19 protein-coding genes are annotated in these 21262 nt (G+C 71.1%); 17 read left to right on the top strand and 2 right to left on the bottom strand.

The window, feature by feature from the left end:
• Positions 1-87 precede the first annotated feature (87 nt).
• A complete protein-coding gene (locus tag E1285_RS10225) occupies positions 88-948 on the bottom strand; it encodes an NAD(P)-binding domain-containing protein (RefSeq protein WP_132150503.1) in 861 nt (286 codons plus the stop codon).
• Positions 949-1041: 93 nt separating this feature from the next.
• On the opposite strand from E1285_RS10225, the gene E1285_RS10220 reads away from it, so the two are divergent.
• From E1285_RS10220 to E1285_RS10210, 3 genes are all read left to right on the top strand, one after another.
• Positions 1042-1623 (top strand): TetR/AcrR family transcriptional regulator, encoded by a 582-nt coding sequence (locus tag E1285_RS10220; RefSeq protein ID WP_132150501.1) that lies wholly within the window; start codon positions 1042-1044, stop codon positions 1621-1623.
• Between the two features lie 145 nt (positions 1624-1768).
• Complete coding sequence (locus E1285_RS10215; protein ID WP_132150499.1) at positions 1769-2578, top strand: NAD(P)H-binding protein; 810 nt, start codon at positions 1769-1771, stop codon at positions 2576-2578.
• 156 nt (positions 2579-2734) lie between these two features.
• Positions 2735-4132 (top strand): hypothetical protein, encoded by a 1398-nt coding sequence (locus tag E1285_RS10210; RefSeq protein WP_132150497.1) that lies wholly within the window; start codon positions 2735-2737, stop codon positions 4130-4132.
• Between the two features lie 20 nt (positions 4133-4152).
• On the opposite strand, the gene E1285_RS10205 is transcribed toward E1285_RS10210, so the two are convergent.
• A complete protein-coding gene (locus E1285_RS10205) occupies positions 4153-5754 on the bottom strand; it encodes a class I adenylate-forming enzyme family protein (RefSeq protein ID WP_132150495.1) in 1602 nt (533 codons plus the stop codon).
• Positions 5755-6018: 264 nt separating this feature from the next.
• Between E1285_RS10205 and E1285_RS10200 the strand changes: the two genes are divergently transcribed.
• The 14 genes from E1285_RS10200 to E1285_RS10135 all read left to right on the top strand — a co-directional run bounded on the left by E1285_RS10200 (position 6019) and on the right by E1285_RS10135 (position 21260).
• On the top strand, positions 6019-6780 hold the full coding sequence (locus E1285_RS10200) for an SDR family oxidoreductase (protein ID WP_132150493.1): 762 nt from the start codon (positions 6019-6021) through the stop codon (positions 6778-6780).
• A gap of 218 nt (positions 6781-6998) precedes the next feature.
• Positions 6999-8417 carry an ABC transporter substrate-binding protein gene (locus tag E1285_RS10195; protein ID WP_132150491.1) on the top strand — a complete coding sequence of 473 codons (1419 nt, stop codon included), beginning with the start codon at positions 6999-7001 and terminating at the stop codon, positions 8415-8417.
• Between the two features lie 39 nt (positions 8418-8456).
• Positions 8457-10715 carry an ABC transporter permease gene (locus E1285_RS10190; RefSeq protein ID WP_132150489.1) on the top strand — a complete coding sequence of 753 codons (2259 nt, stop codon included), beginning with the start codon at positions 8457-8459 and terminating at the stop codon, positions 10713-10715.
• Entirely contained in the window at positions 10708-11472 is a 765-nt protein-coding gene (locus tag E1285_RS10185) for an ABC transporter ATP-binding protein (RefSeq protein ID WP_243722696.1), read from the top strand. Before E1285_RS10190 ends, E1285_RS10185 begins: the two co-directional genes overlap by 8 nt.
• Positions 11465-12238 carry an ABC transporter ATP-binding protein gene (locus tag E1285_RS10180; protein ID WP_132150487.1) on the top strand — a complete coding sequence of 258 codons (774 nt, stop codon included), beginning with the start codon at positions 11465-11467 and terminating at the stop codon, positions 12236-12238. Before E1285_RS10185 ends, E1285_RS10180 begins: the two co-directional genes overlap by 8 nt.
• A gap of 6 nt (positions 12239-12244) precedes the next feature.
• Positions 12245-12598, top strand: a complete 354-nt coding sequence (locus E1285_RS10175; RefSeq protein ID WP_132150485.1) for a hypothetical protein — start codon at positions 12245-12247, stop codon at positions 12596-12598.
• Positions 12599-12695: 97 nt separating this feature from the next.
• Complete coding sequence (locus E1285_RS10170) at positions 12696-13895, top strand: NADH:flavin oxidoreductase (RefSeq protein ID WP_132150483.1); 1200 nt, start codon at positions 12696-12698, stop codon at positions 13893-13895.
• Between the two features lie 52 nt (positions 13896-13947).
• Positions 13948-15633: an AMP-binding protein gene (locus E1285_RS10165; RefSeq protein ID WP_243722695.1), complete on the top strand. Its 1686-nt coding sequence runs from the start codon at positions 13948-13950 to the stop codon at positions 15631-15633.
• Positions 15634-15664: 31 nt separating this feature from the next.
• A complete protein-coding gene (locus tag E1285_RS10160) occupies positions 15665-16828 on the top strand; it encodes an acyl-CoA dehydrogenase family protein (protein ID WP_132150481.1) in 1164 nt (387 codons plus the stop codon).
• Positions 16825-17814, top strand: a complete 990-nt coding sequence (locus E1285_RS10155) for a MaoC family dehydratase N-terminal domain-containing protein (RefSeq protein ID WP_132150479.1) — start codon at positions 16825-16827, stop codon at positions 17812-17814. The genes E1285_RS10160 and E1285_RS10155 overlap by 4 nt, the downstream gene beginning before the upstream one ends.
• On the top strand, positions 17814-18893 hold the full coding sequence (locus E1285_RS10150; RefSeq protein WP_132150477.1) for an acyl-CoA dehydrogenase family protein: 1080 nt from the start codon (positions 17814-17816) through the stop codon (positions 18891-18893). The genes E1285_RS10155 and E1285_RS10150 overlap by 1 nt, the downstream gene beginning before the upstream one ends.
• Positions 18890-19303: a MaoC family dehydratase gene (locus tag E1285_RS10145; RefSeq protein ID WP_132150475.1), complete on the top strand. Its 414-nt coding sequence runs from the start codon at positions 18890-18892 to the stop codon at positions 19301-19303. Before E1285_RS10150 ends, E1285_RS10145 begins: the two co-directional genes overlap by 4 nt.
• Entirely contained in the window at positions 19300-20475 is a 1176-nt protein-coding gene (locus E1285_RS10140) for a lipid-transfer protein (RefSeq protein WP_132150473.1), read from the top strand. The genes E1285_RS10145 and E1285_RS10140 overlap by 4 nt, the downstream gene beginning before the upstream one ends.
• A complete protein-coding gene (locus E1285_RS10135) occupies positions 20472-21260 on the top strand; it encodes a MaoC/PaaZ C-terminal domain-containing protein (RefSeq protein WP_132150471.1) in 789 nt (262 codons plus the stop codon). Before E1285_RS10140 ends, E1285_RS10135 begins: the two co-directional genes overlap by 4 nt.
• The last annotated feature ends 2 nt before the right edge of the window (positions 21261-21262 follow it).

Below are 21262 nucleotides of genomic sequence, written 5' to 3'. Positions count from 1 at the left end.
CCCACCCGGCAACGGGACCCGCAACGACCACGACCCGCAACGACCACGACCCCGCCGGGATGCCCGGCGGGGTCGTGTCCTTCTGCGTCAGCTCTGCTTCAGCACGCCGATCAGGCTGGTGAGGCTGTCCTGGCCGTGGCCGGCGGCGGCCCCGTCGCGGAAGACCTTCAGGACGGCGGCCGGAAGTGAGCCGTCCACGCCGGACGCGTGCGCGGTGTGCAGCACGTGCTCCAGGCTCGCCACGCCCATGGAGATCCGGTCGACGGTCCCCTCGTGGTCGCCCGCGGTGATGCGCGGCGCGTAGAACTCCTGGAAATAGCGGAGGTCCATCGTCTTCACGGCATGCGGCAGGAAGTCCTCGGCGGAGATTCCGTTGGCCTCCGCCAGCGCCTGGCCGTGCAGGTAGCCGGACAGCGCCGTCCAGAACATGTCCATCCCGATCTGGTAGTACAGCGCTGCCAGACCGTGGTCCTCGCCGAGGTACTCGATCCCGGTGAGCACCTCAAGGGCGGGCCGGTGCGCTTCGATCGCCTCTTCGGGGCCGCTGTAGTAGGAGGTTGCGCCGGGTGTTCCGATGCCCGGAGGCGGCACCTGCACGCCACCGGTGATCTGCACGGCACCGCGCTCGTCCAGCCACGCGGCCGCCTGGCGTGCCCTGTCCGGGGTGTCGGAGGTGAGGTTGGCCAGCGTGCGCCCGGCCAGTGCGGTGTCCGGGGCCTGCGCCAGGACGGCGTCCATCGCGTCGTAGTCGATCAGGCTCAGTACCACCAGCTCGTTGGCGGTGAGCGCCTCCTCGACGGATTCCGCCCTCCTCGCGCCCCGCGCCACCAGCGCGTCCGCCTTGGCGGGCGTGCGGTTCCACACGGTCACCTCGTAGCCGCCGTCGAGATAGGCGCCGGCCATGGCCAGCCCCATGGGGCCCAGCCCGATCACGGTCACGGACTTCATCGATGTCTCCTCACCACTAGAAAGAACGATCTACTTAGTTCCGTGACGTTAACACAGAATTAGAGCGAACGCTCTACTCAGTACGATGGGCTCATGCGGACCCAGCACGAGATCGGCACCCGGGAACGGATCGTCCGGGCGACCTCCCGCCTGATGCAGCGGCAGGGATACGAGGCGACCGGCCTCAAACAGATCTCCCAGGACGCCCAGGCGACGCTGGGCTCGGTCTACCACTTCTTCCCGGGCGGCAAGCGGGAGCTGGGGGTGGAGGCGATCCGCCACGGCGGCAGGGAGTTCGCCGAGTTCCTGCGGGCGGCGTTCGCCGAGGAGGACGATCCGGCCGCGGCGATCGTCGCCTGCACCCGCGACCTGGCGGCGGGCCTGCGCGACTCCGGCTGGCTGGACGGCTGCCCCGTCACCATCACGGCGCTGGAGAGCGCGGGCCTGGTGCCGGAGCTCCAGCAGGCCGCGGAGGACGCCTACGAGAACTGGCGCGCGCTGGTCCGCGGCAAGCTCGCCGGCTCCGGCTTCGCCGGCGACGTGGCGCACGACCTCGCCCACACCGTGATCAACCTCTTGGAGGGCGCGGAGCTGTCGGCACAGGTGTCCCAGAGCGAGGCGCCGCTGGAGATCGCCGGCAGGCACCTCGCCGTGCTCATCGACTCGTACCGCTGAGCGACCGTCCTGCTCCGCCCTCCAGACGGACCGAGGGTACGGCCCGACCGGCGGATGTCACGTTTCGGATGTCCGGTGAGTCATGACGGTGGCTGTACATAACAAGCTCATCCGGCTTTCGGGCCGGGGAGCGTCTGGAGGAATCATGACGGCACCCATCCTGGTCACCGGTGGTACTGGCACGCTCGGGCAGCACGTCGTTCCGCTTCTGCGCGAGTCCGGCCGTGACGTGCGGGTGCTCAGCCGGCGCAGCCGTGAGGCCGTGGACGGCATCGAGTACGTGACCGGTGACCTGCTCAAGAACGAGGGGATCGAGGCCGCCGTCGCAGGTGCGGAGATCGTCGTCCATCTCGCGGGCGGCGCCAAGGGCGACGACGAGGCCGCCCGGAACCTGGTGCGGGCCGTGTCGCGGGCGGACGTGAAGCACCTGGTGTTCATCTCGGTCATCGGTGCCGACCGGGTCCCGGTTGCCTGGCTCAAGAGCCAGCTGGACGCCGAACGGGCCGTGATCGACTCGGGCGTGCCGTGGACCATCCTGCGTGCCGCCCAGTTCCATGACCTCGTCCTGAAGGTCGTGCAGAAGATGGCGAAGCTCCCGGTCGTCCCGAAGCCGGGCGGTCTCCGGTTCCAGCCGGTCGACGTGCGAGACGTCGCCGCACGGATCGCCGGGCTGGCGCTCGGTGAGCCGTCCCAGCGGGTGCCCGACCTCGCCGGCCCGAAGGTCTACGGGCTGGACGAGCTGGTCCGCGGATACCTCGAGGCGCGCGGCAAGCGCCGCCCGGCGATGCCCGTCCGCATACCGGGCAAGACCGGCCGCGCCTACCGCGCCGGCGACAACCTGACCCTGGACGCCGACCACGGCACCCGCACCTGGGAGGACTTCCTGGACGAGCGGCTCGGCCAGGCGACGCCCGAACGGGCCCCGAGCCCTAGCCTGTCCCACGGCGACCGCTGAAGCTCCAAACCCCTCAAAGCCCCGGCTGCGGCCGGGGCTTTCCGCGTAACGGCACGGCAGCACGCTGGAACCGAGTGTGTACGCCGGCCATCTAAGCCGGGTACGTGGACGCCCCGGCGAGGGCGTCGTACCGGGGGCGGCCGAACGGGGTTTGGCATGCGGTGGGGAACGCGGGACGCAAGCGCGCGTTGGAACGACCGGGGCGCCGGCGCGCTCGAATACGGTGCACTCGTCGGCGTCGCGGCGATGGTGGTCGGGCTGCTGTTCACCGCCGTCCCCGGCGTCGCCGAGCCCGGCATCAAGGACGCCGTCTGCGCGTTGTTCGGCGGCGAATGCGGCGACGGCCGGCCAGGCGCGGACGATGGTGGCGGCGGGGACGGCGACGGTTCGGAAGGGGACGGCGACGAGCGCGACTCCGCGGCCGAGCAGGACCCCTGCGTGGTGTCGGCGGTGGAGCGCAACACCATCCGCCAGACGCTGCTGGGGATCGACACCGAGGTCAACGGGGAGACGCGGGGAGTCCAGATCCTCTCCGACGGCGGCGCGGTCGTGAAGGAGGGAACCGTCCACGGCGAGGGCAAGTCCATCGGGTTCTCGTTCGACCTGCCGAAGGGCGCGGGCGGCTCCGTCCAGCTGACCGCCGCCGAGATCACCGAACAGGGGGAGATCCTGCACCTGAAGACGCAGCAGGACCGTGAACTCTACCTCCAGTACTTCAAGGCCAACGGCCGGCTCGACCTGGAGGCCCTGTCGGGGCAGATGTCGGGGGACCAGTACCTGGAGGCCAAGTCGATGCTTGAGGGCATGCGCAGCCAGATGGTCCAGTCGCAGTACACCAAGGTCACCAGGGAAGGGACTGTCAAGATCGCGGCGTCGCTGTTCGGCGCGGACGCCGCGGCCGAGCTGGGCCTCGGCGCGTCCTCGATCGTCGAGCACAACAAGCGCACCGGGGAGGACACGACGACCTTCCAGGTGGACGCGAAGGCGCTGGGCAAGCTCGGCATCCTGCTCGGCCCGGAGGCGCACGGCCAGGCCGACGGCCAGGTCAGCCTGGCGATCACTACCGACGCGCAGGGACGGCCGAAGAAGCTCCAGGTCGGCGGCCAGATGGCCTTCAGCGGCAATGTCAACAGCCTGAACGGCGACCTCTCCGGGGCGATGGACCACGCGCCCACCGGCGAGATGGGACGCCTGGGCAACCTGCTCGACTCGGCGGCGACCAGCGTCGGCGTCACGAACACCACCGATCCGCGGGGCATGCTGCAGGTCAACCTCGGGCTCGATCTCACCGATCCGCGGAACCGGCAGGCGTTCGAGGCCTTCCTCAAGAACCCCGCCGCGCCGGGCGACCTGCTCTCCCGGCTCGGCGACAGCGGGACCCTCGACCTCCACACCTACCAGGGCACCGTCGACAAGGAGGGCGCCGAGATCGGTGTTCAGGCGGTCTTCGGCATCGGCGCCAAGAGCGAGACCACGACGACCGAGATGGAACTCACGGACGCGTGGACGCTGGACGCTAACGGCCTGCGCCGCCGCACCGACTGCCTCAAGTGACCGTCGGCCTCAGGCGACGGTCAGGCGATCTCCGTTTCGATCTGTTTGCGGAGGACCTTGCCGGTGGCGTTGCGGGGGAGGGGGTCGGTGGTGATGTGCCAGCGCGTCGGGACCTTGAAGTAGGCGAGGCGTTCCCCGGCGAAGGCCGCCAGCTCCTCGGCGGAGGGCGCGGCGCCCGCGAACACGGCGACCGCCGCCACCTCCTGGCCCAGGTCCGGGTGGGGGACGCCGACGACCGCGCACTCCCGCAGCCCGGAGTACTCGGCCAGGACGTTCTCGATCTCGATCGGGTAGATGTTCTCGCCGCCGCGGATGATCAGGTCGGAGCGGCGGCTGGTGAGCCGCAGCCGTCCCTGCTCCATGACGCCGATGTCGCCGGTGTGCAGCCAGCGGTCAGCGCCGATGGCGGCGTCGGTGGCCTCGGGGTCCCGCCAGTAGCCGATCATGTTGTAGGCGCTGCGGGCGCACACCTCGCCCTCGACGCCGTCCGGGACCGGTTCGCCCTCCGGGTCGCGGACCTCCACCTGGACGCCGAGGTTTGGCGCCCCGAGCGTCCCGGGCGCCTCGGCGAGGTCCATCGGGGTGGCGACGGAGATGGCGGTGCACGACTCGGTCAGGCCGTAGCTGTCGACGAGGGCGCCGCGCGCCGGCGGGAACACGGACTGGAGCCGCTCCTTGAACGCGGGTGAGGACGGCGCGGAGGCCAGCGCGAACGCGGTCAGCGACGACAGGTCGTACTTCGACAGGTCGCCGTGCTCCATCATGCGGTGCGCCATCGTGGGGACGGCGCCCCAGCTCGTCACCCGCTCCTTCTCGACGAGGCCGAGCACCTCGTCCACGTCGAATCCGCCCATGTGCATGACCACGGCGGTGCCGGTGGCGAGCCGCGGGACGGCCAGGTTGTGCAGGGACGCGATGTGGAACAGCGGGAGCGCGAGCAGGTAGCGGCGGGCCGACGGGTCGATGCCGAACTCGCTCATGATGGCGTCGTTGTACCGGTGGTACTCGATCACCGAGGTCAGGTTGCGGTGCGAGTGGACGGCGCCCTTGGGGCGGCCCGACGTGCCGCTCGTGTAGAGGATGACGGCCGGGTCGTCCTCGGCGACGTCGGGGATGTCCAGTTCGGCGTCCGGGTAGCGGGCCATCAGCGAGGGCACGTCCCGCTCGACCGTCAGGACGTCCTCGGAGATCAGCGCGGCCCGCTTCTCGTCCGCGATGACGATCTTCGGGTCGGTGTGGCCGAGCGCGTACTCGATCTCCTGCGGCGCCCACCAGGCGTTGTAGCCGACCGCGACGGCTCCGGCCGCGATCGTCGCCCAGAACGAGACGATCCATTCGGGGGAGTTGGCGGCGTTGATCGCGATGCGGTCGCCGGGCCGCACGCCGAGGTCGTCCCGCAGGGCCCTGGCCATGGACGCGACGGCGGCGGCGTGCTCGGCGAAGCTCATCCGGCCGGACGCGGTGACGATGTAGTCCCGGTCGCCGTGGGCCGCCGATCGCGCGAGCACCTCGCCGAGGCCGCGGGCGCGGTTCGCGAACACCGGCAGCGGGGTGCCGAGCACGTTCTCCTCCCGGAGTTCGAACTCGCCGCCGGGGCCGGTCAGCTTCCGGATGATCTCCATCGGACCTCTTCCTCCTCGCCCGGCCCTGTACGCCGGACGCCCATTGTCGGCGCCCGCGCCACCCGCTTCACCAGGAGTTCCGCTCAGCGGGATCGCCGCGAGCGGCCCGTACCGAAACCGTTCCCGGTGAGCGGGACTGAGGCTATGACGTGCGCCGAGTCACATCACGATGACCCACACCAGGACTGAGCAGACCGGACTGTGACGGCGTGATCGGAACGGGCCGGCTGGGCGCGCAAGCAGGACTGAGCGGGAGTGGTGAACATGGGAAGCCTCAGCGACAGGGTCGCGATCGTGACCGGGGCCGGGCAGGGCGTGGGGCAGGGCATCGCCCTCGCGCTGGCGTCCGAGGGCGCCGGCATCGCCGTCCTGGGCCGGACGAAGGCCAAGCTCGACGCCACGTGCGAGCTGATCGGGGAGCGGGGCGCGAAGGCGGAGGCGTTCGTCTGCGACGTCGCCGACACCGACGCGATCCCCGGGGTGGTCGAACGGGTCGCCGGCGCGTTCGGCGGCATCGACATCCTCGTCAACAACGCCTATTCGGGCTCCTTCGGCCCGCTGCTGTCGATGACCGACGCGAAGTTCCAGAAGGGCTTCAAGACCGGCCCGTTCGCCGCGTTCGCGTTCATGAAGGCGTGCCATCCGCACCTGAAGGCGCGCGGCGGCGGCAGCATCGTCAACCTCGTCACCTCCGCCATGGTCCGCTGGGACCCGTCCACCTACGGCGCCTACGCGGCCGCCAAGCAGGCGCTCCGGTCGCTGACCCGCACGGCCGCGGCCGAGTGGGGACCGGACGGGATCCGCGCCAACAACATCGCTCCCCACGCGCTGTCACCGGGGCTGCAGTGGTGGGCGGAGAACGATCCCGAGGCGGCCGAGGAGTTCCGCAAGACGATCCCGCTCGGCTACATCGGCGACTGCGAAGAGGACATCGGCAGGGCCGTGGTGACGCTCGTCCAGCCGGCCATGCGCTACCTCACCGGCGCGACGATCCCGCTCGACGGCGGCCAGGCCAACTTCGGCTGACGGCCCGGCCCGCGCCACTCCCCATACCCCGACATCACCGACGACCTGGCCCACCACATCGGGCAAAGGAACGTTCCATCCGCTCTGGCCACTCACTCTGGCCACTCGCTCTGGCGGCGCGCGCCGCCTCGGTGCTGCTCCCTGCGAACAGACCCGCCCCCCGCCTACCACCACCCCCCACTGGCCGCGCGACGCGGCAGGTGAAAGGAGTACACCGGATGAAGACCGGCAGAATCGGGCGCCTCGCGGCAGGTGCCCTGGCGGTCGCGCTGGCGACCGCGACCGCGTCCTGCGCCAGCGACCGGTCCGGCGGCGACGGCCTGTCGGCCGGCAACGGCCAGGACGGCGGCGGCGCCTCCGCGAGCAAGACGTTCGGGACGCTCGCGTCCCCGTGCGGTCCGGGCGACGCCAAGGGCACGACCGACCAGGGCGTCACCGACGACGCGATCACCGTCGGCTTCGGCGACGACCGCGGATTCCCGTCCGCGCCCGGACTGTCCAAGGAGATGGGCGACGCCGTCAGCGCCATGATCGAGTGGTGCAACGACCAGGGCGGCATCAACGGGCGCGAGATCAAGGGCAACCAGTACGACGCCGCCTACATGCAGTCCGCGAAGGTGGTGCAGGAGGCCTGCAAGCAGGACTTCTTCCTCGTCGGGCAGGGCTTCGCGATGGACGAGGCCGCCGAGCAGCACCGGGTGGCGTGCAAGCTGCCGACGGTCGCGGGCTTCACGGTCGGCCCGAACGCCGCGATGGGCCCGATGAAGTACGAGGCCGTCCCGTACCCGGTGGACCTGATGAACATCGGCGGGCTCCGCATCGCGGAGCAGCTCTTCCCCGACTTCAAGGAGAAGACGGACATCCTGCTGTCCACGTCCCCGGCCGTCAGCCAGGGCACCAACAAGATCACCGGCGCGATGAAGAACGTCGGCATGGAGCCGATGGACTGCGGCGTCCGGCTGAACGACAAGGGCGAGAGCAGCTACATGCCGTTCGCCGAGAAGATCAAGGACTGCGGGGCGAAGTACCTGTGGTCGTCGGACTCGCCCGACGCCGGCCAGTTCAGCCTGCTGGAGTCGATCGAGCGGGCGGGCGCCGAGCCGAAGTACGTCTTCGAGGCGACCTGGTACAGCTCGGCGGTCTCCCAGTGGAACGCCTCGGGCGCCGGTGACGGCCTGCACATCGGCATGATCTTCCAGCCGCTGGAGAACGCCGGCGAGGTCCCCGCGGTCAAGCAGTACGTGGACCTCGTCAACGCCAAGAAGGGCAAGGTCGCGCTGCTCGGCATGCAGGCCACCTCGTCGTTCCTGCTGTGGGCGCAGTCCGCCCAGAAGTGCGGCTCGGACCTGACCCGGCAGTGCGTGGTCAACGAGCTGTCGAAGGTGCACGAGTGGACGGGCGGCGGCCTGCACGCGCCGACCGACCCCGGCAACAACAAGCCGGCGTCGTGCGGGCTGATGGTCAAGCTCAACAAGACGAAGTACGAGCAGATCCACCCGAAGAACGTCGGCGAGTTCCAGTGCGGCCCCGAGTTCGTCGTCGAGATCGACGAGGCGAACTGGGGGACGAAGCTCAACGACGACCGGATCTCGACGAAGTTCCTGACCGACGACGTCATCAAGCCCCAGACGTCCTGATCCGGCCGCCGGAAGCGGTGACCGTATGGCGGTGAATGAATGACGACGTTCCTGACCTACACGATCCTGGGCCTGGTCCTGGGTTCGGTGTACTTCATCGCGGCCTCGGGGCTCGTGCTGACGTACAACACCTCGGGCATCTTCAACTTCGCCCACGGCGCGCAGGCGATGTTCGGCGCGTTCCTGTACTGGCACTTCACCGTGCAGTGGGGCTGGCCGGTGTGGTTCGCGCTGATCGTCGTGGTCGGGCTCGCCGGCCCGGCGATGGGCGCCGCGCTGCACGCGGCCATCATGCGCGGGCTGCGCGGCACCGCCGACGTCACGAAGATCATCGTGACGGTGGCGGTGCTGCTCGGCACCGTCTACCTGGCGCAGTGGATCTGGAACCCGGACGAGCCCCACACCGTGGACATGTTCTTCGGTTCGGGCGCGAAGATCACGGTGGGCGGCGTGGTGATCCGGTACCACGAGATCGTCTGCCTGGTCGCCGCCGCCGCGATCGCCGCCGGGCTGCGGGTGCTGTTCACCCGCAGCCGGGCCGGCGTGGTCATGCGCGGCTCGGTCGACGACCCCGACCTGCTGCGGCTGAACGGCCACGACCCCGAGCGGGCGGCGATGCTGTCGTGGGCGATCGGCTCGACGCTCGCCGTCCTGGCCGGGGTGCTGATCGTGCCGATCAGCGGCGGCGGCCTGGACGCCAACATGCTGACCCTGCTGGTGATCGACGCGTTCGCGGCGGCGATGTTCGGGCGGCTGCGCAGCATCCCCCGCACGCTCGTCGGCGCGATCGTGCTCGGCCTCGCCGCCAACTACGTGCTCGCCTACCTGCCGTCGGCGGGCACGTTCGCCGGCAACCTGCGCGTCTCGCTGCCGATGATCCTGCTGTTCGTCGTGCTGGTGGTGCTGCCCCAGGACCGGCTGCGCGGGGCCGCGATCCGGACCCGCGAGCGGTACCGGGCGCCGACCGTCAAGGCGGCCGCGGTGTGGGGCGGTGTGCTGGTCGCGGTCGTGTACCTGTACAGCCTGCTGCTGTCGGACGGCGCCGTCGGCACGTTCGCGCTCGGCATGACGTTCGCGATCATCGCGCTGTCGCTGACCGTGCTGACCGGCTACGCGGGCGAGCTGAACCTCGCGCCGCTGGCGTTCGGCGCGGTCGCGACCGTGGTGGCGTTCCACGCCGGCGTGGAGGGCACGGGCCTGGCGTCGCACATGAACGTCCAGGGCCTGCTGCTGGGCGTCGCCGCGGCGGCGCTGGTCGGCGGGCTCGTCGCGCTGCCCGCGCTGCGGCTGCGCGGCCTGTACCTGGCGCTGGCGACGCTGGCGTTCGGGGAGTTCCTGGCGAACATGGTGCTGCGCGACACCACCCGGCACGAACTGTTCGGGTTCGAGTTCACGCTGTTCCCGGACGGCTCGCTCGTCGTCCCGCCGCTGAAGGCCGGACCGCTCGACCTGCGGGACGCGACGACGTTCCTGATGACCGCGACGGTGCTGTTCGCGCTGATCGCGGTCGGGCTCGCCGCGCTGCGCGGCGGCGGCTACGGGCGGCGGCTCGCGGCGATGAAGGACAGCCCCGCCGCGACGGCGATGCTCGGGCAGAACCTCGTCCGGCTGAAGCTGAGCGTCTTCATGATCTCCGCGGCGATCGCGGGGCTCGGCGGCGTGCTGATGTCGGCCGCGCACGGCACCGTCGCGCAGGAGAACTTCGCCTTCATCGGCAGCCTGTCCCTGCTGATGCTGGTCGTGGTCGCGGGCATCGGCTACATCAGCGGCGCCCTGTTCGGCGGTCTGATGGCGGGCGTCGGCGCGACCGTCCTGGTGTCGACGTTCAGCGACCTCGCGCTGGAGAACGAGGGCATGTCCACCATCTACGACGCGCTCGGCCACCTCGTGCTGGTCGGGACGGCGCTGGTCGGGATGGGCGTCGGCCGGAACCCGAGCGGTGTCGTCCACGACATCATCGAGGGCTACCGGGCGCTGTCCCGTTCACCGCAGCGCGAAGCCAAGACCGTCCTTTACGGGGCGGGGGCGTTCGGGGTGGTCCTGTACGTCCTCGCGCTGACCGGCGTGATCGGGACGTGGACGTTCGCGCTCGTCGCCCTGTTCGCCGTCATGCTGCTGCCGCTTCTCGGCCGCATGTACCTCGCTCGGAAGAGCGGGGACGAGGGGCGGCGCGACCGTCCGGTGCCGCTGGAACTCGTCGGCGTGGACGAGCCCTACACCGACGAGCTGCGGGCCAGGCTCGACCGCGAACTCGGCCTGCCCGTCACCGCCCTGGAGAAGGGAGGGGCCCGTGCTTGAAACCGAGGTGACTGAAGGGAGAACACTCCTCGAAACGCGGGGCGTCACCGTCCGGTTCGGCGGCAACACCGCCGTGAACGACGTGGGCGTCACCATGGACGAGGGACGGATCACCGGGCTGATCGGCCCGAACGGCGCCGGCAAGACCACGATGTTCAACATCATGACCGGCTTGCAGAAACCCGCGTCCGGCCAGGTGTTCCTGGACGGGGACGACATCACCAAACTGTCCCCGGCCAAGCGTGCGCGGCGCGGCATGGCGCGGACGTTCCAGCGCCTGGAGCTGTTCCTGTCCCTGTCGGTGCGCGACAACGTCCGCGTCGCGGGCGACATCCTGCGGAGCAACACCCGCAAGCGCGTCGACCTGGACGAGCAGACCGACAGGATCCTGGAGCGGACCGGGCTCACCGACATCGCCGACCGCGACGTGTCCGACATCCCCATCGGACGGGCCCGGGTCGTGGAGGTGGCGCGCGCGCTGATGACCTCACCACGCGTCCTCCTGCTGGACGAGCCCGCGTCCGGCCAGACCGACCGCGAGACAGAGGCGTTCGCCGAGATGCTCACCGGCCTTGCCGGCGAGGGCCTCGCGATCTGCCTGGTCGAGCACGACCTGCAGCTCGTCATGAAGCTGTGCTCCACCATCCACGTCCTCGACTACGGGGCCCTCATCGCGTCCGGCGCCCCGGCGGAGATCAAGGAGTCCCCGGAGGTCATCGCCGCCTACATCGGCACAGAGGAGGCCGCACATGAGTGAGGCGGTTCCGAAGCCGCGCCCGGCGGGGGACGCCCCCGTCTCCGAGGCCACCGTCGTTCCCGAGGAGGCCGTGCCGCTGATCGAATTGGAAGGCGTCCGCGCGGGCTACGGCGCGATCGAGGTACTGCACGGCGTCGACCTGGCGTTGCGGCCGGGCTCGCTGCTGGCGCTCCTCGGCCCGAACGGCGGCGGGAAGTCGACCACCATGCGGGTGTGCGCCGGCCTGCACCCAGTGTCGGCCGGCGAGCTGCGGTTCGCCGGGCGCAAGGTGAACGGCATCTCCGCGCAGGACGCGGCCCGCCTCGGCGTGTGCTCCATCCCGGAGGGCCGGGGGGTCTTCCCCAACCTGACGGTCCGGGAGAATTTGTGGGCCGCGACCGGGACCGGCGCCCGGCTGGAGGACGTGGAGGACAAGGCGTACACCCGGTTCCCGATCCTCGGGGAACGCCGCAGGCAGCTCGCCGGATCGCTGTCCGGCGGCGAGCAGCAGATGCTCGCGCTCTCGCGCGCGCTGGGCACCGATCCGGCGGTGCTGCTGCTCGACGAGCTGTCCATGGGCCTCGCGCCCATGATCGTCAGCCGGATGTACGAGACCGTCGCCGAGCTGGTCGAGGGCGGCCTGTCGGTGCTGGTCGCGGAGCAGTTCGCCCGCGCCGTCCTGCCGATCGCCGACACCGCCGCGCTGATGCTGCACGGGCGCGTGGCGGCGGCCGGCCCGCCCGCCGAGATCGAAGACCGGCTGTCCAGCGACTACCTGGGAGGTTGACCCGACATGCTCACTGAGGAAAGGCGCCAGCAGTTCAAGGACGACGTGGCGCGCCAGAAGCTCAAGACCGACCAGTCCCGCTTCGACGGCGTGCTCCGCGTCGCCGGTGTCATCGCGATGGTCGCCGGTGTCGCCGGCGTCTTCATCGCCTACAACGTCTCGCTCACGCAGGACGACATGCGCGACGTCGGCTCGCTGCAGACCCTCGCCGTCGGGTTCCTGGCGGTGACCGTCCTCGGCGCGGCCCTGTACCTGGCCGCCGCGGTCACCCGCGTCCTGCGGCTGTGGCTGCTGCGCCAGCTCGTCGAGCAGCAGGCCCAGGCCGACCGGATCGCCGCGGCGCTGCGCGACAAGGAGTAGCACGCCGGCGCGGCACGTCGACGCTCCCGGTCAGCGGGATGCCCGGGGATGTCCGGGCGTCCCGCTGATTAACGTCTTGTCCGATGGAGGACTCCGAATGAACGACCCGAAGCCCGACGTGTTCGCGCCCGCGAAGCTCGGGCCCGTGACCTTGCGCAACCGCGTCATCAAGGCCGCCACCTACGAGGGCCTGACCAGGAAGGGGCAGGTCACCGACGCGCTGATCGACTTCCACGTCCGGCACGCGCGGGGCGGCGCCGGGATGACGACCGTGGCGTACTGCGCGGTGGCGCCGGAGGGGCGCACCGACAGCAGGCAGATCCACTGGCGGGACGAGGCGATGCCCGGCCTCCGCAGGCTGACCGACGCCGTGCACGCCGAGGGCGCGGCGGCGCAGGCGCAGATCGGGCACGCCGGGCCGGTCGCCAACCCCAAGAGCAACAAGCTGCCCGCGCTGGCGCCCAGCCGCCACTTCCACATGACCACGCAGACCGTCGCCAAGGCCGCCACGCACGCGGACCTGGCGCGCATCGTCGACGCGCACGGTCAGGCCGGGAAGATGGCGATCGAGGCGGGTTTCGACTCGATCGAGATCCACATGGGGCACAACTACCTGACGAGCTCGTTCCTCAGCCCCAAGGTCAACCACCGCAAGGACGAGTACGGCGGCTCGCTGGAGAACCGCGCCCGGCTGGCGCGCGACATCGGCCGCGCCGTCCGCGACGCCGTCGGCGACCGCATCGCGATCACCGCGAAGCTCAACATGGACGACGGCGTCCCCGGCGGCTTCTGGTTGGACGAGGCCATCCAGGTCGCGCGGTGGCTGGAGGCCGACGGCTCGGTCGACGCCCTCCAGATGACCGCCGGAAGCTCGCTGCTCAACCCCATGTACCTGTTCAAGGGCGACGCGCCGCTGCAGGAGTTCGCCGCCGTCATGAAGCAGCCGACCAAGCTCGGGATCAAGCTCGTCGGCAAGCACTTCCTGAAGTCCTACCCCTACGAGGACCTCTACCTGCTCAGGGATGCCCGGCAGATCCGCGCCGCGGTGAAGCTGCCGATGATCCTGCTCGGCGGCGTCACCGACAAGACCGGCATGGACACCGCCATGGCGGAGGGCTTCGAGTTCGTCGCGATGGCCCGCGCGCTGCTGCGCGAGCCCGACCTGATCAACCGGATCAAGGACGAGCCCGAGACCCAGTCGCTGTGCATCCATTGCAACAAGTGCATGACCGCGATCTACGGCGGCACCCACTGCGTCCTGTCCACCGAACCGGCCTGGGGGAGCGCCAGTGGTTGATGGGCCCGTGGTTGGTGAGTCCGTGGTTGGTGAGCCCGTGGTTGATGAGCCCGTGGTTGATGTGCCCGGACGTGACGAGACGATCGCCGGTCTGCTGCTCGCGAGGCTTGGCGACGACCGTCCGGGCCTGCGCAGCCGCGAGCGGACCTACACGTGGGACGAGGTCGTCCGGGAGAGCGCGGCGCGTGCCTCACTGGCGCGCGAGCTGCGCCGGGACGGCCCGTTCCACATCGGTGTGCTGCTGGAGAACGTCCCCGAGTACGTGCTGTGGCTGGGGGCGGCGGCGCTGAGCGGCGCGACGATCGTCGGCATCAACCCGACCCGGACCGGCTCCTACCTGGAGCAGGAGGTCCGGCACACCGACCTCCAGCTCCTCGTCACCGACCGGGCCGGGCTGGAACTGCTGGACGGCCTCGACATCGGCGTCCCCCGCGACCGTTTCGTCCTGATCGACGATGACGACTACCCGGCGCGGGTCGAGGGCCATGCCTGCGAGCCGCCGGCGGCCGCGGCGGTCACCCCGGCGACGCAGATGCTGCTGCTGTTCACGTCCGGGACGACCGGCAAGTCGAAGGCGGCGCGCTGCTCCCAGGGCAGGCTCGCCGAGCTGGGCCGCGCCAACAGCGCCAAGTACGACGTCAAGCGCGAGGACGTCTGCTACTGCCCGATGCCGCTGTTCCACGGCAACGCGCTGATGGCGCTGTGGGCCCCGGCGCTCGCCGCCGGCGCGACCGTCGTGCTGGCGCCGAAGTTCTCCGCGTCCGGGTTCCTGCCGGACGTCCGGTTCTACGGCGCGACGTTCTTCACCTACGTCGGCAAGGCGATCGGCTACGTCCTCGGCACGCCCGAGCGGCCGGACGACGGCGACAACACGCTCACGCACGGGTTCGGGACGGAGGCGTCCCCCGAGGACAAGGCCGCGTTCCTGCGCCGCTTCGGCGCGAAGCTGGTGGAGGGCTACGGCTCCAGCGAGAGCGCCGGGATGATCAAGCGGGTGCCGGGCACCCCGCCGACCGCGTTCGGCAGGCCCGCCCACGACGGCGTCCGGATCGTCAACCCCGAGACGCGCGAGACGTGCGCCCCCGCGGTCCTGGACGGGCACGGCCGCGTCACCAACGCCGAAGCCGCCGTCGGCGAGATCGTCGACGTGCACGGCGCCGCGAGATTCGAGGGCTACTACGACAACCCCGAGGCCGACGCCGAACGCGTCCGGCACGGCTGGTACTGGACGGGCGACCTCGGCTACGTCGACGGCGACGGGTTCCTGTACTTCGGCGGACGGTCCGGCGACTGGATCCGGGTGGACTCGGAGAACATCTCCGCGCTGCTCACCCAGAACGTCGTCCGCCGCCACCCCAAGATCGTGGACGCGGTCGCGTTCGGCGTCCCCGACCCGCGCTCCGGCGACCAGGTGATGGCGGCGATCGAGATCCCCTCCGACGTCCGGTTCGAGGATCTGGACCTCCCGGCGTTCCTCGCCGCCCAGGACGACCTCGGGACCAAGGGCGCGCCGCGCTTCGTGCGCGTCTCGCACGGGCTGCCGACCACCGGATCGGGCAAGCTCAAGAAGAAGGAGATGCAGCTCGAAGGCTGGCGGACCGGCGACCCCGTGTACCGGTGGGCGGGCCGCGCGGCCGGAGGGCAGGGCGTCCCCGAGTACGTACTGATGACCGAGGCGGACAAGGAGGCCCTCCGCGAGGAGTTCGCCGCCGCCGGCCGCACCCGCTTCCTGCCGTGAAACGAACCTGCCTTGACGAGAAAGGGCACGTATGGATCTGCGTGAGTCCGACGCGCATCGCGAGCTGCGCGCGGAACTGAGGGCGTACTTCGCGGGCCTGCTGCCCGCGGACGTCCGGCGCCGCGCCGGCGAGCAGGGCGTCGGCGGCGAGCGGTTCCGCGAGATCGTCAAGATGCTCGGCAACGACGGCTGGCTCGGCTACGGCTGGCCGGAGGAGTACGGCGGGCAGGGCAGGTCGATCGCCGAGCAGTACGTGTTCTTCGACGAGGTGCAGCGGGCCGGGCTGCCGTTCCCGTTCGTCACCGTCAACACGGTCGGCCCGACGCTGATGCGCTTCGGGACGGACGAGCAGAAGAGGCGGTTCCTGCCGGGCATCCTGTCCGGCGACATCGTGTTCGCGATCGGCTACACCGAACCCGACGCGGGCACCGACCTCGCGTCCCTGCGGACCAAGGCCGTCCGGGACGGCGACGCGTTCGTCATCGACGGCAGCAAGGTCTTCACCAGCGGCGCCAACACCGCCGACCACATCTGGCTCGCCGCCCGCACGAACCCGGACGCGCCCAAGCACAAGGGCATCTCGATCCTCATCGTGCCGACCGACGCCGACGGGTTCTCCTGGAGCCCGCTCCCGACGGTCGGCGGGATGGTCGTGACGTCGACGTACTACAACGCCGTCCGGGTCCCCGGGTCCGCGGTCGTCGGGGACGTCGACGGCGGCTGGGGGCTGATCACCAACCAGCTCAACCACGAGCGCATCGGCCTCGCCGCGCTCGGCGGCCGGATGATCCGGCTGTGGGAGGACGTGCGGGACTGGGCCCGCGGCAACGGCGTCATCGACCTGCCGTGGGTGCGCGCCGACCTCGCCCGCACGCACGCCAGGCTGGAGGCGATGCGGCTGATGAACTGGAAGATGACCATGGCCGTCGACGCGGGCACGCTGACCGGCGCCGAGGCAGGCGCCGCCAAGTCCTACGGGACGGAGACGCACATCTTCGTCCAGCGCACCCTCACCGGGATCCTCGGCGCGGCCGGGCGGATCCGCCCCGAATCGCCGGGTGCCGTCCTGCACGGCCAGATCGAGCAGCTCTCCCGGCAGGGCATCGTGAACACCTTCGGCGGCGGCGTCAACGAGGTGCTGCGCGACATGGTCGCCGTCCAGGGACTCGGACTGCCGAGGTCGAGGCGCTCATGAACGACTCCGCACACGACGGCCCCGCCGCCCACGACGCGTACGAGGCCAGGCTGCAGGCATGGGCCGGACGGGAACTCGTCGAGCGCCGCCCCGGGCCCGACCCGGTGAACGTCCCGATGATCCGCCACTGGGTCGAGGCGATGGCCGACGACAACCCGGTCTACCTGGACGACGAAGCCGCCAGGGCGAACGGCCGGGACGGCATCGTGGCGCCCGCGTCGATGATCCAGGCGTGGGTGATGCACGGATACGCCGCGTCCGTCCGCCCGAGCCAGGCCCCCACCGCCTCCGACGAGCTGAACGCGCTGCTCGCCGAGGGCGGGTACACCTCCGTCGTCGCCACCGACTCGGCGTTCGAGTTCCACCGCGAGCTGGTGCCCGGCGACCACGTCAGCATCGAGGAGACCGTCGAGTCGATCTCCCCGGAGAAGAAGACGGGCCTCGGCGCCGGACGATTCGTCAGCACGGTCAAGACGTACCGGGACGCGTCCGGCGAGATCGTCGCGACGCAGCGGTGGCGGCTGCTGCGCTTCCGCCCCCCGGGAAAACCCGAGCCCGCCGAGGAGACGCCGCCGAAGGCGCTGCGTCCCAGGCCCGCGATCAACCCCGACAACGCGTTCTGGTTCGAGGCCGCCCGCGAGCACCGCCTGGTCATCCAGCGCTGCGCCGACTGCAAGTCGCTGCGGCACCCGCCCGGCCCGTGCTGTCCGCAGTGCGGCTCGTTCGACTGGGACACCGTCGAGGCGCAGGGCGGCGGCCACGTCCACAGCTACGTGGTCAACCACCACCCGCGGCACCCGGCGTTCGACTACCCGCTGGTCGTCGCGGTGATCGAGCTGACCGAGGGCACCCGGCTGATCGCCAACATGACGGGCGTGGACGCCGCCGCCGTCGAGATCGGCATGCCCGTCGTCCTCGACTGGATCGACCCCGACCCCGACCTGTCCCTGCCGGTGTTCCGCCCGGCCGACGCGAAGGAGCAGTGATGGACTTCACGCTGGGCGAAGAGCTGGAAGCCGTCCGGGACCTGGCGCGGCAGATCTTCGGTGACCATGCCACGCAGGAACGGATCAGGGCCGCGGAACGGTCCGAGACCGGCGTCGACGAGACCCTGTGGGCCGCGCTTGCGGACGCCGGACTGCTCGGCGTCGCGCTGCCCGAGGACGCGGGCGGCGCCGGCCTCGGCGTCGAAGGGCTGGCCGTCCTGCTCGAAGAACAGGGCCGTGCCGTCGCGCCCGTCCCGATCTGGCCCGCGGTCGTCGCGGCGCTCACCATCGCCGGGCACGGCACCCCCGCGCAGCGCGAGATGCTGCCCGCGCTCGCGGACGGCTCCGAGCGGCTGACCGTCGCGCTGGAGGAGTTCGTCCCCGCGGCCGACCCCGCCGAGCCGCACTGCACCGCCGTCCGCGACGGGGACGGCTGGCTGCTGACCGGCACGAAGGCCGCCGTCCCGACCCCGTCCGGCGCGTCGCACGTCCTGGTCGCGGCCCGGTCCGAGGACGGCCCCGGCCTCTACCTGGTCGGCACGTCCGCCGCCGGGACGTCCTGGGAACGCGCCGACACCACCACCCACGACAGGGCAGGGCACCTCACCCTCGACGGCGCCCCTGCCCAGGCGCTCGCGGACGGGGCCCTGGCGGCCGCGCTCCGGCTCGCCCGCGTCGCGCTCGCCGCCACCCAGACCGGGGTCACCGAGGGTGCGCTCCGGCAGGCCGCCGACCACCTCACCGGACGCGAGCAGTTCGGCCGCCCGCTCGCCGCGTTCCAGGCCGTCCAGCACCAGCTCGCCGACTGCTACATCGAGATCGACGCGCTCCGCGTCTGCCTGTGGCACGCGGTCTCGCTGATCAAGGCGGGCGAGGACGCCGAGTCGGCCGTGCTGGTCGCCAAATGGTGGTCGGACGAGGGCGGACTGAACGTCGTCCACCGCGTCCAGCACCTGCACGGCGGCATCGGCGTGGACGTCGACTACCCGGTGCACCGCCACTTCCTGTGGGGCAAGCAGATCTCCGGCACGCTCGGCGGCGCGTCCGCCGACCTCGACCTCCTCGGAGCTGCCCTGTGAAGAGCTACGACGCTGTCGAGGTCGGGGAGGAGCTCCCCGAGCTGGGCATCCCGCTGACCCGCACGATGATCGTCGCGACCGCGCTGGCGAGCCGCGACTACCAGGACGTCCACCACGACCCGTCGCTCGCCGTCGAGCGCGGCTCCAAGGACGTCTTCATGAACATCCTCACCACCAACGGGCTCGTCGACCGGTACGTCACCGGATGGGCGGGGCCCGCCGCCGTGGTGAAGGCCATCAAGATTCGCCTGGGCGCGCCCAACTACCCCGGCGACACGATGGTCCTGACGGGCACCGTCACGGCCAAGCACGACGACCGCCGCGTCGAGATCTCGGTACGCGGCATCAACGCGATCGGCCCGCATGTCACGGGCACGGTCGTCGTTCAGCTGCAGGGGAGTGGTTCATGAGCGTGCTGCCCGGGGCGGCCGCCATCGCGGGGATCGGCGCCACCGAGTTCTCCAAGGAGTCCGGCCGCAGCGAACTCCGGCTCGCCTGCGAGGCGGTGCTCGCCGCCATCACCGACGCCGGCCTCCAGCCGTCCGACGTGGACGGCATGGTGACGTTCACCGCCGACACCAGCTCCGAGATCCACATCGCCCGCAACCTCGGCATCGGCGAGCTGAAGTTCTTCTCCCGCGTCGGGTACGGGGGCGGCGCGGCCTGCGGCACCGTCCAGCAGGCCGCGATGGCCGTCGCGACCGGCGTCGCCGACGTCGTCGTCTGCTACCGCGCGTTCAACGAGCGCTCCGGTACCCGCTACGGCCTCGGCCAGGCGGACCGCCCGATGGACGTCAGCGCCGACAGCGCCGCGTACGCGTGGATGAACCCGTTCGGCCTGTCGACCCCCGCCCAGTGGGTCGCGATGTTCGCTCAGCGCTACATGTACGAGTACGGCGCGACGAGCGAGGACTTCGGCCGCGTCGCCGTCGTCGACCGGGCGCACGCCGCGAAGAACCCCGCCGCGTGGTTCTACGACCGGCCGATCACCCTGGCGGACCACCAGGCGTCCCGCTGGATCGCCGAGCCGCTGCGGCTGCTGGACTGCTGCCAGGAGAGCGACGGCGGCCAGGCCCTCGTCATCGTCTCCGCCGACCGCGCCCGCGACCTCCCGCATCGCCCCGCCCTGATCTGGGGCGCCGCTCAGGGGTCCGGCAACGACCAGCACATGATGACGAGCTACTACCGCTCCGAGATCACCGGCATCCCCGAGATGGGCCTGGTGGGACGGCAGCTCTACGCGCAGTCCCGCCTCACCCCGTCCGACGTCCAGGCCGCGATCCTCTACGACCACTTCACGCCGCTGGTGTTGCCGCAGCTTGAGGAACTGGGCTTCTGCGGCAAGGGCGAAGGCAAGGACTTCGTCGCGGACGGCAACCTGGAACTCGGCGGCCGGCTCCCGTGCAACACCCACGGCGGCCAGCTCGGCGAGGCCTACATTCACGGCATGAACGGCATCGCGGAAGGGGTCCGCCTCGTCAGGGGGACGTCGGTGAACCAGCCGGGCGACATCCACAACGTCCTCGTCACCGCCGGGACGGGCGTCCCGACCAGCGGCCTGATCCTGGGAGCGTCCGGATGAGCGAATGGCGTGGCCGCGACCTCGGCACCAGAACCGTCTCCTACGACGACACGCAACCCATCCTCTACGCCCTCGCCGTAGGGGCGAGCGCCTCCGACCTCGACCTGGTCTTCGAGGAGCGACTCAGCGTCCTCCCGACGTTCGCGCTGACCCTCGCCCAGTGGGCACCGGACGCGCTGGGCTCCGCGGGTGCCTTCGACATCACGACGGCCGTCCACGGCTCGCAACGCCTCCGCGTCCGGGAACCCCTGCCTCGCTCGGGCTCGGTGGAGATGACCGCCCGCGTCGCCGAAGTCTGGGACAAGGGTTCCGCGGCCGTCTTCGAGGTCGCCGTGGAAAGCGAGTACTTCGAGGCCACCTGGTCGCTGTTCGCCCCGGGAAGCGGCGGCTTCGGCGGCGACCGAGGCCCGTCCGCCCGCCGCCGCCCGGAAGCGGAACCCGACGGGACGCTGCCCCTCCAGACGTCCCCGGACCAGGCCGCCCTCTACCGCCTCCTCGGCGACCGCCACCACCTGCACATAGACCCGGAAGCGGCGAAGACGGCCGGAATGCCGCGCCCCATCATGCACGGCCTGTGCACGCTGGCCGCCCTAACCCTCCCGCTGGCCGAGTCGCAGGGCGCCCACCCGGCCGACCTGCTCGAACTGGAAGGCCGCTTCGCCGCCCCCGTCTTCCCCGGCGACACCCTGCACGTGGAGACCTGGAAGGACGACGAGGCAACGCTCGCCGAGGCATCAGTGGACGGCAAGACGGTGATCTCCGCAGCCCGAGCCCGCTTCACCTGAGT

It is taken from the genome of Actinomadura sp. 7K507 (assembly GCF_004348425.1).
In the GTDB taxonomy this organism is placed as follows: domain Bacteria; phylum Actinomycetota; class Actinomycetes; order Streptosporangiales; family Streptosporangiaceae; genus Spirillospora.
The sequence above is the reverse complement of the archived record's forward strand: the minus strand, read 5'-3'. Positions and strand labels throughout refer to the sequence as shown.

What these genes read in the sequence shown, in the direction of transcription:
- E1285_RS10225 (WP_132150503.1), bottom strand. Translation starts at nt 948, where the DNA reads ATGAAGTCCGTGACCGTGATCGGGCTGGGCCCCATGGGGCTGGCCATG.
- E1285_RS10220 (WP_132150501.1), top strand. Translation starts at nt 1,042, where the DNA reads ATGCGGACCCAGCACGAGATCGGCACCCGGGAACGGATCGTCCGGGCG.
- E1285_RS10215 (WP_132150499.1), top strand. Translation starts at nt 1,769, where the DNA reads ATGACGGCACCCATCCTGGTCACCGGTGGTACTGGCACGCTCGGGCAG.
- E1285_RS10210 (WP_132150497.1), top strand. Translation starts at nt 2,735, where the DNA reads ATGCGGTGGGGAACGCGGGACGCAAGCGCGCGTTGGAACGACCGGGGC.
- E1285_RS10205 (WP_132150495.1), bottom strand. Translation starts at nt 5,754, where the DNA reads ATGGAGATCATCCGGAAGCTGACCGGCCCCGGCGGCGAGTTCGAACTC.
- E1285_RS10200 (WP_132150493.1), top strand. Translation starts at nt 6,019, where the DNA reads ATGGGAAGCCTCAGCGACAGGGTCGCGATCGTGACCGGGGCCGGGCAG.
- E1285_RS10195 (WP_132150491.1), top strand. Translation starts at nt 6,999, where the DNA reads ATGAAGACCGGCAGAATCGGGCGCCTCGCGGCAGGTGCCCTGGCGGTC.
- E1285_RS10190 (WP_132150489.1), top strand. Translation starts at nt 8,457, where the DNA reads ATGACGACGTTCCTGACCTACACGATCCTGGGCCTGGTCCTGGGTTCG.
- E1285_RS10180 (WP_132150487.1), top strand. Translation starts at nt 11,465, where the DNA reads ATGAGTGAGGCGGTTCCGAAGCCGCGCCCGGCGGGGGACGCCCCCGTC.
- E1285_RS10175 (WP_132150485.1), top strand. Translation starts at nt 12,245, where the DNA reads ATGCTCACTGAGGAAAGGCGCCAGCAGTTCAAGGACGACGTGGCGCGC.
- E1285_RS10170 (WP_132150483.1), top strand. Translation starts at nt 12,696, where the DNA reads ATGAACGACCCGAAGCCCGACGTGTTCGCGCCCGCGAAGCTCGGGCCC.
- E1285_RS10160 (WP_132150481.1), top strand. Translation starts at nt 15,665, where the DNA reads ATGGATCTGCGTGAGTCCGACGCGCATCGCGAGCTGCGCGCGGAACTG.
- E1285_RS10155 (WP_132150479.1), top strand. Translation starts at nt 16,825, where the DNA reads ATGAACGACTCCGCACACGACGGCCCCGCCGCCCACGACGCGTACGAG.
- E1285_RS10150 (WP_132150477.1), top strand. Translation starts at nt 17,814, where the DNA reads ATGGACTTCACGCTGGGCGAAGAGCTGGAAGCCGTCCGGGACCTGGCG.
- E1285_RS10140 (WP_132150473.1), top strand. Translation starts at nt 19,300, where the DNA reads ATGAGCGTGCTGCCCGGGGCGGCCGCCATCGCGGGGATCGGCGCCACC.
- E1285_RS10135 (WP_132150471.1), top strand. Translation starts at nt 20,472, where the DNA reads ATGAGCGAATGGCGTGGCCGCGACCTCGGCACCAGAACCGTCTCCTAC.